This window comes from Parabacteroides sp. Marseille-P3160, from assembly GCF_900162725.1.
Classification (GTDB): Bacteria; Bacteroidota; Bacteroidia; order Bacteroidales; family Tannerellaceae; genus Marseille-P3160.
The window spans coordinates 4,183,537-4,200,271 of the sequence record NZ_LT799418.1; the positions used below are offsets into that span (position 1 = coordinate 4,183,537).

General features: G+C 46.5%; 9 protein-coding genes. 5 read left to right on the forward strand and 4 right to left on the reverse strand.

The features are described 5' to 3' along the window. Window positions 1–9: 9 nt before the first annotated feature. Window positions 10–807 carry a threonine/serine exporter family protein gene (locus BQ8014_RS16900; RefSeq protein WP_080905379.1) on the reverse strand — a complete coding sequence of 266 codons (798 nt, stop codon included), beginning with the start codon at window positions 805–807 and terminating at the stop codon, window positions 10–12. 506 nt (window positions 808–1,313) lie between these two features. Here BQ8014_RS16900 and mnmA point away from each other — a divergent pair. From mnmA to BQ8014_RS16925, 5 genes are all read left to right on the forward strand, one after another. After that, window positions 1,314–2,396 carry a tRNA 2-thiouridine(34) synthase MnmA gene (gene mnmA, locus BQ8014_RS16905; RefSeq protein WP_080905380.1) on the forward strand — a complete coding sequence of 361 codons (1,083 nt, stop codon included), beginning with the start codon at window positions 1,314–1,316 and terminating at the stop codon, window positions 2,394–2,396. A gap of 38 nt (window positions 2,397–2,434) precedes the next feature. Continuing rightward, window positions 2,435–3,661 (forward strand): 3-phosphoshikimate 1-carboxyvinyltransferase, encoded by a 1,227-nt coding sequence (locus BQ8014_RS16910; protein WP_080906029.1) that lies wholly within the window; start codon window positions 2,435–2,437, stop codon window positions 3,659–3,661. 143 nt (window positions 3,662–3,804) lie between these two features. Then, on the forward strand, window positions 3,805–4,611 hold the full coding sequence (locus BQ8014_RS16915; RefSeq protein ID WP_080906030.1) for a metal ABC transporter permease: 807 nt from the start codon (window positions 3,805–3,807) through the stop codon (window positions 4,609–4,611). 40 nt (window positions 4,612–4,651) lie between these two features. Further along, window positions 4,652–8,107, forward strand: coding sequence for a type IX secretion system periplasmic lipoprotein PorW/SprE (locus BQ8014_RS16920; RefSeq protein WP_080905381.1), 3,456 nt, complete (start codon window positions 4,652–4,654; stop codon window positions 8,105–8,107). Window positions 8,108–8,253: 146 nt separating this feature from the next. Further along, window positions 8,254–9,525, forward strand: coding sequence for a PQQ-dependent sugar dehydrogenase (locus BQ8014_RS16925; RefSeq protein ID WP_080905382.1), 1,272 nt, complete (start codon window positions 8,254–8,256; stop codon window positions 9,523–9,525). Window positions 9,526–9,546: 21 nt separating this feature from the next. Here the strand turns inward: BQ8014_RS16925 and BQ8014_RS16930 are convergent, their stop codons facing one another. From BQ8014_RS16930 to BQ8014_RS16940, 3 genes are all read right to left on the reverse strand, one after another. Beyond that, window positions 9,547–12,057 (reverse strand): glycoside hydrolase family 95 protein, encoded by a 2,511-nt coding sequence (locus BQ8014_RS16930; protein ID WP_080905383.1) that lies wholly within the window; start codon window positions 12,055–12,057, stop codon window positions 9,547–9,549. Between the two features lie 101 nt (window positions 12,058–12,158). Further along, a complete protein-coding gene (locus tag BQ8014_RS16935; RefSeq protein ID WP_234998074.1) occupies window positions 12,159–13,916 on the reverse strand; it encodes an SMP-30/gluconolactonase/LRE family protein in 1,758 nt (585 codons plus the stop codon). A 250-nt stretch (window positions 13,917–14,166) separates the two neighbouring features. Further along, the gene (locus BQ8014_RS16940; RefSeq protein WP_234998075.1) at window positions 14,167–16,542 is read right to left on the reverse strand and encodes a glycoside hydrolase family 9 protein; all 2,376 of its coding nucleotides are present in this window, start codon (window positions 16,540–16,542) and stop codon (window positions 14,167–14,169) included. Window positions 16,543–16,735: the final 193 nt, after the last annotated feature.

Sequence of the window (16,735 nt, forward strand, 5' to 3'; positions counted from 1 at the left end):
AATGGTCCGTCAAAAATTACTGATCCCTATCAATCCTATACTCAATGTCATTCCGGCAGCAATACAGAGCAAGATGAATCCGGCAAACAAAGCCCGGTTGATCGAAGAAGACAGATAGCCTTCAATCAGGTCGATGACACAATTTATCAACGGAACGCCCGGCACCAAATACAAAACGGCAGTCGCCATCGAAGCCTCCGGATGTTCTCCCAGGTGAAGCAGCGTCCCCAAACCGGTGACGATTGTCGTGACGAAGGCGGCAATCGTAATAGCCAGCATCGGATTATACCGCCGGCGCACCACTTCCACCTGAACCAAGTATCCCATGAAAGAGGCGATAAAAGTCACCAAGACACTAAGGAAATCGCCTCCGGCAAAGAGGCAGAGCCCCGAACAGGAACAGCCGACGGCTATGGCAATGAGCCAAGTCGAATAATGCGGTTGCGTTTTGATGGAGGCAAAGGCCTCTTCCGCCATATCGATCGGCAGCCTCTCCTCACAAACCTTCCAGGATAGCCGGGAAACCAATGTCAGATTTTCCAAATGAATGGAATGAGCCGGTGAAGTCTTGAAACAAGTCACCGCATTTTGCGGATCTTCCTTATCGCGCACGCTAACCAACAGCCCTTTGAACGTCGGATGGATTTGCAGCCTCATTCCCCACGTCTCCGCCATCCGTCCGAGATTGGTCTGCAACCGTCCGCTATGTGCACCCGAAGCCAGCAGAAAGGTTCCGATATCAAGAAACAAATCCGCAACCCGCTGTGCCGTCAGGTGTTGCCTCTCTTTATTTTTCTTCTCCTCCATCGCTTTTATCCTTACTCATTGCAAATATAAAGATTTTCCGCCACCCTACCCCTTCGTTATGACAGCGACAATCCAAATTTCACCCATGGCTTGAAAAACCGGTCTATTAAAAAATAGAATCCGAAACTCCCTTTTAATGATTACTCAATGTGATGCCTAACGATTAATTCTACGAGACAGGTTGATTATCCTTGCGATAATGGAAGCCCCCAAACCCTGCAAAAACTCATAACTATGACTGTGCGCAGTCATAGTTATGATTGCATTCGTTCATAGTTATGACTGCGTTCATTCATAGTTACCAATTTTTTAGTGGTGGATAAGCGATGACTTTTGGGCACCTGTAAGAAGGTAAAGGCGCCCTACATTTAGTTAAATATTGAGTATCCATATTTATAGACTCTCGGTTATCCTCTCCCGGGATAGTTATACATTAAAGACCCTACGCAAATTCGGGGGATTATTCCTACCTTTGTATTCTAAATTTAGAGGAAGGTTTTAAAAACATGGAAATTGCAGCATTGGTCTCCGGAGGCGTCGACAGTTCGGTGGTGGTACACCAACTGAAAGAGGCGGGATACGACCCGACTATCTTCTATATCCGTATCGGAATGGAAGATAAGGACGGCTATATCGATTGCCCGGCGGAGGAGGACATCGAAATTACCTCCTACATCGCGAAGAAATACGGATGCCGCTTCGAGGAAGTTTCCCTCCATGAGGAATACTGGGAGAAGGTGGTCAGCTATACCATTGAGTCCGTGAAACGGGGATTGACGCCCAACCCCGATATGATGTGCAACAAATACATCAAATTCGGTTGTTTCGAGGATAAATGGGGAAAGGATTTCGATAAAATTGCGACCGGACATTATGCAACGACGACGGAAATAAACGGAAAGACCTGGCTTTCCACCGCCAAGGATAAAGTGAAAGACCAGACGGATTTCCTGGGACAGATCACTAACTTGCAAATCGCCAAGTTAATGTTTCCGATCGGGCACCTGCCTAAGAAAGAAGTGCGCGCCATTGCCAACGCACAAAAGCTGCCCAGCGCGCAGCGCAAAGATAGCCAGGGCATTTGCTTCCTCGGTAAAATCAATTACAATGACTTTATCGAGCGCTATCTCGGACGGCAGGAAGGACCGATAATCGAATTGGAGACCGGGAAAGTGGTCGGCAAGCATCACGGCTACTGGTTTCATACCATCGGGCAGCGCAAAGGATTGGGACTGAGCGGAGGGCCCTGGTTCGTGATCAAGAAGGATATCCGGCAGAATATCATCTATGTCTCCAACGGATACGATCCGGAAACACAATACGGTACTGTGATTCCGATGCAAGGATTCCATTTTATTACGGAAGATCCCTGGGGAGAGTTCGATGACGCGAAAGAGATTACCTTCAAGATTCGCCACACACCGGAATTTACGCAGGGGCGGATCCGGCGTATCGGCGACCTCTACCGCATCGACAGCGAGCAGAAGATCCAGGGCATTGCTCCGGGACAGTTTGCCGTCGTCTACGACCGGGATCACCGGCTTTGCCTCGGAAGCGGGATGATCTTTGAAGAAGCCGTTCTTGCTTGAACGATGAACGTATATAACATGAATGATGAACTATGAACGTGAACTTTAGGATTGAGGCGGGGAAGACCGTAGGGGGAAATATCCCGTTACCGGCTTCAAAAAGCATCTGTAACCGGGTATTGATACTGAATGCATTGGCTTACAGCCCGTATGAAGTGCAAAACCTGTCGGACTGCGACGACACCGAAGTCCTTTGGAAAGCATTGCACTCCAATGACCATAATTTCGATATCAAAGCTGCCGGCACCGCCATGCGTTTCCTGACTGCCTTCTTGTCGAAAGTGGTCGGCGAATGGACCATCACCGGGACGGAGCGGATGAAGAACCGCCCGATCAAACTGTTGGTGGAAGCGTTAAACAGCCTGGGCGCCCGCATTGAATACATGGAAAAAGAGGGCTTCCCTCCCCTGCACATCTTCGGAAGCGCCTTGCAGGGAGGAGAGATTTCCCTGCCCGGAGGAGTCAGTTCCCAATACATTTCCGCCCTGCTGATGATTGCCCCCTTGATGGAGAAAGGATTGACGCTGCACCTGACCGGAGAAGTGATCTCCGCACCTTATATACGGCTAACGATCGAATTGATGAAGCAGTTCGGCGTAGAGACCGTTTGGGAAGGGGCTACGCTGACCGTCCGTCCACAGGAATACCGCCCGGTGCCGTATACTGTCGAATCCGACTGGAGCTCCGCCTCCTATTGGTATCAGATAGCAGCCTTATCGGAAAAACCGGACCTTCGTTTGGGTGGTCTCCTGCCCTGCAGCTTGCAAGGGGATTCCGTCGTCACCGATTTATTTGCCCAATTGGGCGTCCATACGGCTTTCACTCCGGAAGGAGTTCGTTTGCAAAAGGAAGAAATCCGCAGCAAACACTTGGAGTATGATTTTGTGAATGCACCGGATCTGGCGCAGACGTTAGTCGTTACCTGCGCCTTGCTTGGCGTTCCCTTCCGTTTCACCGGACTGCAAAGCCTGCGGATCAAGGAAACAGATCGCATGGCTGCGCTTCAAAACGAACTGAGAAAATTGGGTTATCTCCTGACCGACCGGGAAGACCGGATTTTGGAATGGAACGGTGAACGCTGTACCCCGGAAACTGATCCGGAGATCGCAACCTACGAAGATCACCGGATGGCGATGGCTTTCGCCCCGGTGGCACTAAGACGGCCGGCCGGCCTCCGGATAGCCCACGCCGAAGTGGTCAGTAAGAGCTATCCTCATTTCTGGCAAGGTCTGGAACGGGCCGGTTTTAAGTTGACTGCTTATTAAACAAAATAATTATCCGCATAATGTCCCGGCAGAGGTATTTAAATCCCTGGAAAAAATCAGTGCACTCAATATATTAATTCAGTATACTCGATTTTTCACGTAAGACACGATGCGGATAATCATATTAAATAAATAAAAGAATGATCGAACTACTCCATTATTCGTTTTTCCAGAACGCCTTATTCGGCAGCTTGTTGACGGCCATTTCCTGTGGGATCATCGGCACTTATATCGTAGCGCGCCGCCTTGCCTTCATCAGCGGGGGAATTACGCACGCCTCTTTCGGCGGACTGGGACTGGGCTTTTACCTGGGAGTCAATCCGATCGGAATGGCACTGGTCTTTTCCATCCTCTCCGCCTTAGGCGTGGAATGGGCGAGCAAAACGCAGAACGTGCGGGAAGATTCGGCCATTGCAGCCGTCTGGTCGCTGGGGATGGCGCTCGGCGTATTCTTTATTTTCCTGACGCCCGGCTACGCTCCCAATCTGTCGGCTTACCTTTTCGGAAACATCCTTACTATTTCTATGGGAGACATCTATGCCATCGCGATCCTTTCGGTACTGCTGGCCGTCCTCTTCATCCTGTTTTTCCGTGAGATCGTCTATTCGGCTTTTGACCGCGACTTTGCCCAGACACAGCAATTGCCGGTGAAAACCATCGAGTCGATCATGATGTTCTTCATTGCCGTAACCATTGTCCTATCCATCCGCCTGGTCGGCATCATGCTCTTGATGAGCCTGCTGACCATTCCACAGATGACAGCCAACTTATTCACGCAGAACTTCAACAAGGTCATTTTCGGCAGCATCGGCATCGGTTTCGCCGGGTGTATCTCCGGATTACTTCTCTCCTACTACCTGAATGTTCCTTCGGGCGCCTTTATCATCATCGTGCTGGTACTTTTCTTTTTGATTGCCAAAGGGGTATTATTCCTGTCGCATAAGCAATAAAAAGACGGTTTTACAGTTTATACAATGATAGCATGCGTTTGTGAAAAAAAGAATCTTATATATTATTCCGTTCTTGCTTCTTGCCCTGCTGTTTTCGTGTAGTACAAAGAAAAACACGAGAACAAGCCGGTTTTACCATTCCTTTACCTCGCGGTATAATATCCATTATAACGGAAAAGTCTCTTTCGACGAATCCCTGAAAGCTCTTCAGGACGGGTATAAGGAGAATTATACGGAGCAGATTCACATGTTTCCGGTCAGCGCACAGCCGAAAGACAAGTCCGAAACCGGAGGCCCGTTCGACCGGGCGATTGAAAAGGGAACCAAAGCCATCAAACTGCATTCCATTCAGACAAAACCGAAAAAGAAAGCCGGCTGGCGCAACAATCCGAAGCAGGTGGCATTTCAAAACCAGGAAGAATATAATCCTTTCCTGAAACATTGCTGGCTGCTGATCGGCCAAGGGCAATTCTACAATGCCGATTTCCTGCAGGCTTCCGCGACATTCTCCTACATTGCCCGCCATTACAAGGAAGATCCGGAAGTCATGGCGGAGGCGCGCATCTGGCAAGCCAGAAGCTACGCCGAAATGGATTGGCTCTATGAAGCTGAAGATGTATTGAATAAGCTGAACAAAAGCGGAATACCCAGGGCAAATCTCAATCAATACAACCGGATCTATGCCGATTACCTGATCAAGAACGGGCAGGAAGAGGAAGCCATACCTTATCTCCTCAAAGCTATCAAAGCGGAGAAAAACAGCAGGCAACGAAGCCGCCAACGCTATTTGTTAGGCCAACTTTATGCCCAACAGGGACAAAACGCCCTTGCCTACGAAGCCTTCGGCACTGTTCCCCGCTCCAATCCTCCTTATGAACTCGAATTTGCCGCGCGTATCCGCCAGACGGAGGTTTATCCGAAAGGAGACACCCCGAAAGTGATCAACCGCTTGAAACGGATGTCCAAAAGTCCGAAGAACAAAGATTACCTGGATCAGGTCTATTATGCGATCGGAAATATTTACATGAGTGAAAAGGATACGGCCAATGCTATCGACAACTATAGGCTCGGGATTGAAAAAAGTACGCAGAACGGCCTTGATAAGGCGATCTGCCAAATCCGGCTGGGTGACATTTATTTCCAACAACAGGATTATATCCATGCCCAGCCTTGCTTCAGCGGAGCATTAGCCGGCATCGGCAAGGAATTCAAGGATTATGAACGGGTCTCCGAACTCTCTGCCGTATTGGACGAACTCGTCGTTTACGCTGAAGCCGTCCATCTGCAGGATAGCCTGCAATATGTAGCCAAAATGCCTGAAAAGGAACGCCTGGCACGAATCGACAGTGTAATCGAAGCCGTTATCAAGCAGGAGAAAGAAGCGGAAGAATTGGCTAAGAAGGAAGCTTACCTGGCGGAACAGGAAAGCAAAGGCTCCGCTCTCCAGGCACCGGCCGCCAACCCGGCAACCCTACCGATGGCTTCGTCGGACGGGAGTTTTTACTTCTATAATCCGCAATTGATTGCCCAAGGAAAGACCCAATTCCAGAACAAATGGGGACGGCGCACGCTGGAAGATAACTGGCGCCGGCGCAAGAAACAAATGAGTACCTTCGATGATTCGGGGGCATTCACCGCAGATTCACCACTTGCCGTAGATTCCCAGGCTGCCGGCAGTGAACCGCTTCTCCCGGATTCGGCTTTGGCCGTGTTGGATTCGCTAGCCTCCGACCCGCATCAGAGAGAGTATTATTTGCGCCAGTTGCCGTTGACGGAAGAAGATATCGAGGCTTCCAACCTGATCATCATAGACGGCTTGTTCAACATGGCGATGATCTACAAGGATAAACTGCAGGATTTGCCCCTCTCTATCCGTGCGTTCGATGAACTGGAGAGACGTTTTCCCGATCACAAATACCGGTTGGACAGCTACTTCAACCAGTTCCTGATGGCGCTTCAGATGAAGGATCATGCGCTCGCGGAGCAATATAAGAACCGGCTGATCCGGGCTTTCCCGGAAAGCGACTATGCCGTTGCCATCGCCGATCCGAACTACGAACAGAACATGCGCAACATGGATTCGGCTCAGAACTCTATTTATGAGCAAACTTACAATTCCTATCTGTCCGGAGATACAACAAAAGTCCGTACCCTTTACAAAAATTTCAGCGAGCAGTATCCGTTGGGTACGCTGATGCCGAAATTCATGTTCCTGAATGCTTTGACCTATGTACAAGCAGGCGACGCCGAAGGTTTTAAAACGGCACTGAAAGAGTTGATCGACAAGTATCCGGATACCGATGTAACCGAACTGGCAAGCGAGATGTTGAAGGGAATCCTCCGGGGCCGTTCGATCGTACAGGGAGGCATTACCGGCATGACCTGGAACCTACGTTTCGGCATGGGAAGCGACGGCTCGTTGTCGGCCGAAGACTCGGCGCGTGTCTTCTCCCCGGAAACCGAGGCGCCGCATCGAATGTTGCTGATTTATCCGACCGGAAGTGTGGACAAGAACCAATTGCTCTTTGCCGTGGCGGCCTATAACTTTGCAAATTTCCAAGTAAAAAGCTTTGACCTGGGCTTTGAAGAATCAGGACCGGTGAGTATACTGACGATCAGCGGATTCAATACAATGGACGAAATTATCCGTTACTATCGGATGATCTACGGCAAGGATGGATATGCCGTTAGCCTGGATCGTATCATCACCATCATTCCGATCTCCGACCATAACAACGAAACGTTGATGAGGGGGAAAACACTGGATGAATACATGGACTATTTCGCCGAACATTTCAAGGCTTTGCTGCCCGAGTTCATTACCCGCCAACAGACCCGTTTAGACGCGGAAGAAGAGGCTGCCGAGACGGAGAAGGAACAACAGAAGCAAGCGCCGGCAAAGGTAGAAACCAAAGCACCGGCAAAGGAGGCGCCGGCGGAAAAGACAGCAAGCGACCGCACGGAAGAAGTTCCGCCCACAAAAGAAAGCGTTTCCGACTCCCTACCGGAAGAAAAGCCTGTTCCGGAATTAAGGCCGGTTAGCCAGGATACGACCCGGATTGACACCGTTTCCATCCAGTCTCCTATGGAAACACAAATGGATACGACGGCCGCCACGCCGCAAGACAGTGTGCCGGCGCCTATCGTCGCACCGACGGATGAGAGTCATAGCATTACCCTTAAGGAGTTGGAAGAAATGCGCAAACGGGAAACCGAAGAGGCCCAAGCACAGGAAAAAGCGGAAAAAGAAGCTCGCGAAGCTGAACTGAAAGCCCGCGAAAAACAACGCAAGGAAGAAGCTCAAACCCGTGAAGAGCTCCGCAAGCAGAAAGAGAAAGAGCAAAAAGAGAAGCTGAAACAGCGCGAAAAAGAGCAGAAAGAAAAAAAGAAGGCCCGTAAAGCCGAGCTCCGCGAGCGCGAAAAACTCCGCAAACAGCAGCTTAAAGAACGGGAAGCCGCCCGCCGTGCCGCCCAAAAAGCCAAACAAAAGAAATAAGTTTCTTTCTCTTTCCGGTAAAAGAATCCGACATTTTTATATGCCGGCCCAAACGGTCAAGCCACCGCCTGCTAAGAACCAATCTTAACTGACGTTAAAATAAACTTAGCTGCTTATTTTCATGTTATATCATAAAACAGAGAGCTATGACACGATATGCTATGCTCCTTTTAATTATAATTGCAGGAAGCGTCAATATCTTGTTGGCACAACATACGGTTCGCTTACCCGAGCCATATGCTACAAGGCCGACAAGCAATTTCTGCACGGTGATCGGCTGGCCGGAAGGAAAGAAACCGATAGCACCCGAGGGTTTCCAAGTCTCTTTGTTTGCCAAAGAATTGGAGAATCCGCGATGGATCTATGTGGCGCCTAATGGTGATGTCTTTGTGTCGGAGGCGGGAACACGTATGCCCGAAGAGAAGCGAATCGATGAAAAGGATGAATTTTTCCGGTCGAAAGCCCAGAATTTCGGAAGTGCAAACAGGATCACTCTGTTTCGGGACAAAAACGGAGATGGCGCCTACGAAAGCCGGTATTCTTACTTATCAGGATTGAACCAACCTTTTGGAATGCTGGTGATGGGCAATTATTTTTATGTGGCGAATACCGACGGGCTCTTGCGTTTTCCCTACAAGGCAAGCGATACTATAATGCAATCGGATGGAAAACGTATATTGGAATTACCCGCCGGAGGATATAACAATCATTGGACACGCAATATCATTTCCAACCCTCAACAGACTAAAATATATATTTCTATCGGTTCGGCAAGTAACGTGGGAGAACACGGGATGGAAGAAGAGCGAAGGCGAGCCTGTATCCTTGAAATCAATCCCGACGGTAGCGGCGAACGCATCTATGCTTACGGATTACGCAATCCGGTAGGGATGGACTGGGCGCCGGGAACACAAACTTTATGGACAGCCGTAAACGAACGTGACGAATTGGGTGATGACCTGGTTCCCGACTATGCCACGAGTGTTAAAGGAGGAGGCTTTTACGGTTGGCCCTATGCATATTTCGGCGCTCATGAAGATCCGCGCCATAAGGGCAAACGCCCGGACTTAGTTGCTAAGACACTTATCCCCGATGTTCCGTTGGGAGCACATACTGCTTCGCTGGGCCTTATGTTTTATCATTCCGACGCCTTTCCCCGGAAATATCACAAAGGTATGTTCATCGGGCAACACGGCTCATGGAACCGATCCGAATTATCAGGCTACAAGGTCATATTCGTCCCGTTTAAAGACGGCAGACCCTCAGGACCATCTGAGGATTTCCTGACGGGTTTCATTGCCGATCTCTCAAAGAGTGAAGTATACGGTCGTCCGGTGTGTGTGGCGGCATTGCCGGACGGTTCGCTTTTGGTAAGCGATGATGCTGCTAAGACAATATGGAGGGTATCTGTCAAATGAAAAGAGAAAACAGGAAAAGCATTATCTCTCTTTTTTCAAGCTTCCGTTTACTGTTATAACTTCTCCTTTTTTCGTGTTATAAGTTGTATGTGCATTTCCGACATGAAGATTCAATTTCCCTCCCAGCGTAGATTGGATCGAAGCCCGTACCAATCGGCCATTTTCCCATGAGAGGTCTACGATAAATCCGCCTCTTGCCCGAAGCCCTTTGACGGAGCCTTCAGCCGCCATCATAACGGGGAGAGACGGCAATAAATGAACCTCAAATAATCCATCGGCGGTGGTCGCATGGCTTTGCAGGAACATCTCGGCTATTGCCGCCGTAGCGCCAAAGTTCCCGTCGATCTGGAAGGGAGGATGATTGTCGAACAAATTAGGCAATGTTTTGGTATTCAATAATACGGACAATAATTTGTAGGCGTGGTCTCCATCATATAAACGGTTCCACATATTAATTTTCCACGCCAGCCCCCAACCTGTTCCGTCATCACCACGGGCGAGCAAGGTTTTATGTGCGGCTTCTGCCAATTCGGGAGTATTTTCTACTGTAATCTGATTGCCGGGATGTAAACCGAACAAATGGGAAGTATGGCGATGATGAGGTTCTACCTCTTTATAATCTTCCGCCCATTCGAGAATACGTCCGGTCGTCTTACTTACTTGAATTGTAGGCAATCGCTTTAATGTCTTTTCACATTCAATGCGGAATTCCTTGTCTATATTCAATTCCTTACAGGCTTTGATACAGTTTGTCAACAGATTGTGTATAATCTCCAGATCCATTGTCGCCCCATATGTGAAAACGGAAGTTGAACCATCAGGAAGATAAAACGCATTTTCCGGTGAATAGGATGGGTTCGTTACCAATTTACCGGCATAGGCTGTTCCGGCAGGAGCTTCCACAAGGAAATCCATGATAAAACGCGCAGCCCCCTTCATCAAAGGAAAAGCACGTTTTGAAAGGAAGTCTTTGTCTCCGGTAAAGGCATAATGTTCCCATGGATGTTGGGCCAACCAGGCTGATCCAATCGGCCAAATGCCTTGCGGACCGTCAGCAGGAGCTGTAAAGCCCCAGGCATCGGTTAAGTGATGCACCACCCAACCGCGAGCGCCGTATTGTATTTGTGCAGTCTTTTCACCGGATATGACCAATAGATCCATTAAATCAAACATCGGGGTATGCAATTCTGAAAGGTTGGTGATTTCTGCCGGCCAATAGTTCATCTGGAAATTTATATTAGTATGGAAGTCGGCATTCCAGGGCGCATTCATTTGCCAGGACCAAAGGCCTTGCAGGTTAGCCGGCATACCACCCGGCCGGGACGAACCGATCAGAAGATAACGACCGAATTGGAAATAGGTTTCTACCAGTCCTAAATCCGGAGTACCGCTTTTACGGGCTAAGTCCAGCCGTTCGTCGGTTGGAAGCAGTTCAACTTCGGGAGCTGCTTTTGCCAGATTTAATTCTACGCGGCCAAAATATTTCTGATGGTCCTCAATATGTTCTTTTTTCAGTTGTGAATATGGCCTATTTATTACTTTTTCTATTGTTTCGCTACATTTCTTTTCCGGATTTTCCGAGAATTCGGATATGCCTTTCGCCAGATTCTCCATTCCCGGATAATTAGTTGCCCCAGCAATGTATAAGGTAAGTACATCTGCATCTTTAACAGTAAGCAGTTCTGTGTGGCTAGAATTGTCCGTTATCTGTCTTACCATACCATTTTCAGCAACCGCCTTTACTTGTGCAGCAAAACTAATGCCTCTCGGATTACCGTCTTCATCTTTTGTGGAAATGCGTCCGCTTAAGAGTAAAGAAGCCGGGTCGGATGCAACCGGTTTGCATTCCGCATCCTTTTCCCGGCGTAGCGTAAGGGACAGATTTATGGAGTTTCTCTTATCAGCCGTAAATCGTACAATAATCACATTTTCTACAGCCGATGCAAAATATTCACGGGTATAAGTCACTCCATTTGAAGAATAGCGAGTTGTAGCAATAGCGGTGGAAAGGTCAAGGCTCCGCACATAATTTTCAGCAACCAAAACAGAAGTGTCAAACCATAATTCGCCTAATGATTGATAAGACTTGATTCTCGAGGGAATGCCCAGCATCGTTTTTTCAGCCAGTTCTACAGCATCCTTGTTCTTGTTTTCAAAAAGTAAACGTCGTACTTCAGGCAATGCTTTTAATGCTTCCGGATTGTTGGCATCTAAAGGATAACCGTCCCATACGGTATTTTCATTGAGCTGGATACGTTCATCCGCTACTCCTCCGAAAACCATAGCTCCCAGTTTTCCATTTCCGAGAGGAAGGGCTTCTTCCCAAACTTTAGCCGGATTGCGATACCACAATACATTCTTTCCATCCGGCTTAGCTCCCTTACCGGAAAGCTGAGCACGATCAGTCCAATTGGCATCGATCTGTATTTTCCGTTTGCTGGCCTCCAAGCCGGCAGTTTGGGGCAAGTGTCCATCGCCCATACATAACTGCGTTATCATAATCATGCCGGTGATAAATCCTGTTTTTTTCATAATGGATATGTAAAATGTAGACGAGAAATACACTCGAATTTTCAATTTCATATTATACTTAGGTTATGAGTAATACATTATCTATGAATACAAACCGACGGTTAACCTGCACCAACACGTATCTTAGGAGCAAGATCATTTACCGATGCTCCCCTTGTATTCAATTGCCTTCTATATACAATATTATCATCTCCCAGTATATATAAATAATTAAGATCTTTACCTCCCCATGTGATTGAAATAGGCTTAACATTATCCGGGAGAGGCAGTATCGCTTCACTTCGTCCATTATAATCACACACTTGAATGCCATAAGCAGTCGCAAGATAAGTACGGCCATAATTATCAGTAACAGATGAGGAAACTTCCGCACCATCCGCCTCGTCGGGAAGATGGATATAGAAAAACTCTTGCTTATATTTTAAACCGCTCCCATCTTTTTGAACCATATAATTGAAACCCCGACGTGTATCGTATTCAAATACATAAAGCCAATTATCATTTGCACTTATTCCTAATGATCTCGCCCCTTTCAAGTTCTCATCTTCCAAAGACAATGCACCCTCAGAGGACAAAGCCCATAACATACGCGGATTATCTGTCCGACCCAAAGCCCCAACAATATAGAATCGTCCGTCTCTTAAAGCAACTGCCGCATGTGGGTAGATTTTTTGTGATATTCTCTTGATTGTTTTTCCGTTTTTGTCTAAAATCTCTAATCCCTTTTGCGTACTATAAACCAAAGATATCCCATCGTTTCCAAAAGCTAATATTCTTTTATCCAGATAAGATTCACCTTTCCCGCCATGTTCATCAAGGACCCACGTCTCTTTTTCTGATGTTACGAATAAGGATCCATTATTTGACACTAATTTACCACCCATAACATCTAATAATGATAGTTTTTCAAATGTTTTTCCTTCCAGTAATATCTGATTTATCATGCCATTATGGGATTTATGCTTGGGTGATGGAATATTATCAGGATATCCTTTCCATAGAAATCTCAAAACATCCGGAAATATTTGTGTAACATTATCATCACAATGATTGGCATTCTCGGTGAATTTATAATCAAAATCATATCCGGCAAACTCCATCGACCTTACCATTGCCTGATTTGCGCTCCACCAGTCGCCAAACGACGTCCACATATCATGAGAACCACTCTGAAAGAAAAAGCGTATAGGTTTTGTTTCAAACTTATGCACCAAGGTTGCATTCGTAAAAGATCCGCGAAGCCCCGTAAAAGATCCGCAGGAGCTATATACTCTCGAAAAAGCATTTGTATTCCACGCTACATTAAAGGCACATGCAGCACCGGAACTACACCCTGTTATCATTCGGTCTTCTCTTTTATTTGATAATACTATTTTTCGACCATCTGAGGTTTGCAGCGTTTCAGCAAAGGGGAGTAATTCCTCTAAAAGAAATTTGCCAAAACGAGGAGATGGCGTATCATATTCATAGGTTCTATTTGCCCGTGGACTTTCTGCATCATAATCGCCTGGAATCCAACCCGGAGACGCAGCTATTAAAATCATCATCGGCAACTCTTTGCTTTCAATCAAATTAGACACCACTGTGTCTGCTTTGTAGCTCATCCCATCCTGGAAGACACAAACACAAGCCGGACTCTTCCCATCATATCCCGCAGGTACATATACATCCACATATCGTATTGTACCGGGAAATATTTTAGAATCTTTAAATTGAGTTGCAATATGTTCTCCATATTTTACGCCGTCTCTCGTTTTGCTATCAATAGTAAGTACATAATTATTTTGTGCATCACCCTGATTGTGAAAGAACAGCAATCCTAGAATGAATGAAGCAATTATTACCCTATGTCTCATCATTTTTCATATTTACACACCGGACAAAAATAAAAGAAGTTTTTATCCGATTATTATACTATCGTTTTCTGGTTTAACAAATATATGCATTATTAGAAAAATATCGTATAATAAACTCAAGTTTTCCATATGAAATGTTATTGTCCGACTAATTTTATTTGGCTATTGAGGGTCGGATCGGTTTATTCTAAACTATCAAGAAATTGAAGTTATATAAAGAATGTAATCCGGATGTATTATGAACACCAAATTCTTATTTCACCGAATGTTCCTCTTTAGAATGCTTTTGGTCTGATAACAATTGTCGGGCGGCCAGTACCAAAAACATATAATGTGAGGAGCCGCCACCTAATACATATTCTGTTTGTTGCCAAAGGAAGGGAAATTCCAGTAATTCCGGAAAATCAGGACGAATCAATGCCGTCCCCGAAATAACCCCGCCGGGAATATACGACCAGTCCGCCCGGTTCAGCCCATAGCCGACCGTAGCCGATTTGGCACCTACACCCGATACAAAAGAGGATGTATTTTGACCAGGATGACAGCCAAGTATAAAGTTCAGCGCATTATAGATATACTCCGGGCCAAAAATATCCGGATAACCAGTATGTAGGAAGTAGTGACGGTAGCCAAAAGCCTGTATATCCCAACCTGCCCCCCAGATATGAGGGCGATAAGGAATGCCATATGGCGTTTCCGCTCCCTGTTTTTCCAGTTCGGAACGAAAATCAAAGAGAGCGTCATATACTGCTTTAGTAAACTTCGTATCGTTTATTTTCTTTTCTGCCCGTCCAATAAACCATCCGACACGTTCAATATTTTGAATAATATAATTTGTCTCTGAAAGTAAATAATCCTTATATTCTTTTTCTTCTGTGGTAAGAAATAGCTCTGTAGCTGCATGGATCTTAGCCGATTTGGAGCGTCCTGTTACTTCCGTTACTTTATATAATTCGCGGGCTGTTTCCAGCGACTGGACGCTCAATGTATCATTGAATCCCTTCAATACACGTGAAGCAGCAGCCAGTTGGGCGGCAGTCGTCAATTCGCGTGACGGATTATTTTCCGTAAAAACCCAGCGATCGTCTTCGTTACCAATCAAACCGTCGGTGATCGCTCCTGCATCACCCAATAAAACATACTGGCGAAGATCATTGCAGATAATTCCCCGATATAAACGTCCCAGCGCACGATAAGCACCTACGACTGTCAGGACTCCGTTTTCTATCTGCTGCAGCATATCGGCTTTTCCGTCCGGCTGATGAATTTCAGTGATCCGGCTTATCTGGTCGATAGAGGTCGCATCATAATTTACATTAAATGCTTCGTAAGCTAATGCCAGAATATAGACCTCTCCGGCCTGTGATTCCACACGGAGATCAAAGTCGCCGGCATCATGCCATCCACCTATATTCAGTCCCGGCACTATATCTCCGGGTTGATATTTAGTAAGGGTGGAAGGTCCTTGTACATATCCGTCGATATGGTTGAAGTCGACCGGAGCCATACGGGCATCGTCCAAGTGGCAGAAGTCATGCCATACGCGATACTTTTCATTTATACGCATGTGACACATTTGTATCGGGAGAAAATATTCCAATACCGGTTGCCAGGCACCCCGGTCGTAGATATCTTCTGCTATACGGAAAATAGAAGATATAGCATGGCCGTATCGTATCTGATACAGTCCTTCCTCTTTTATATTCGAGAAATCGAATTTCAGGTAGTTATAACGAAGAAATTGCCCCCATTCTTTTCCTTCTGCCGATTTTATTTCTTTTTCACCTTCCGCCGTGATTTTATAAAGAACCGGTTTTTCACGTTTCATATCCCGTTTGTCCAGTTCAATGACAGCTACTTTAGGTTGCTCCGGATGATAACCTAATTGTGATATTTGAATAACAGGCGTATAAACCCATTCTTTCACTACATTGGGAGTGATCACCCATTTGATGGCTCCACGAGTAACGCCGGCAGGCACTTCACTACGGACCACAAACCAACCGTTATTATGGTTCATGCGTCCGTCATATAACTTCAGTTCGGTTCCTTCAGATTCAATCGTGTATTTATTATACGGATCATCCGGACGTACGACAAAACGTTTTCCGACTGCATATGGCTCTGCAATTATATCGTCGGCAATTATGGGGCTATAGCCATGTCCTGTCAACCGTTTCGGATCGGCCTTCGGATCAGGATTAAAGTGTCCGGTATGATTAAAGTTTGCCGGTTCGGATAAAGTCGGTCCATTGGGTTGTTGAGGGAAAAGACCCTGTTGATTATCCATTATCCATGGTTTACCAAACAATGCACCGGGGAATAATTCAAAATTAAAACCTACTTTACCGATAAACTCTTTTGGCATAGGCCGGTCTAAATCTACCGTAACTACAATAGATGCTCCTTCTCCTTTTACCGTCACGGCATAATTAAACACTATATCTGGATAAATCATAGGATTTGAGCCTTTCAAATGACGGGAAGAGTCAGGGTAGCTCAACTGAACCGTAATGGTATTGGTTTTCATATCCAGCTTACGATCACGCTGAACAGGTACAGGTTGCCACTGTCCGGGTGTTGCTTCCAGGCGAATATCTCCGTTTGTAGCGACTCGGTTACCGTGCATAATAATGCATATTCCACCTTGGTGTCCTTCTGGGTATATATCATCGAAGGCCATTATATCCACCCCTTTATTCCGGAAATACCCGGAAGTATCCAGCCTAAAGTCTTGTGCTCTTAGCGAAAGAGATCCCCCAAGAGATAAAAAGCACAAAAGAAGAACTAAATTTCTCATAGTAGTAATTGTAAATGGATTA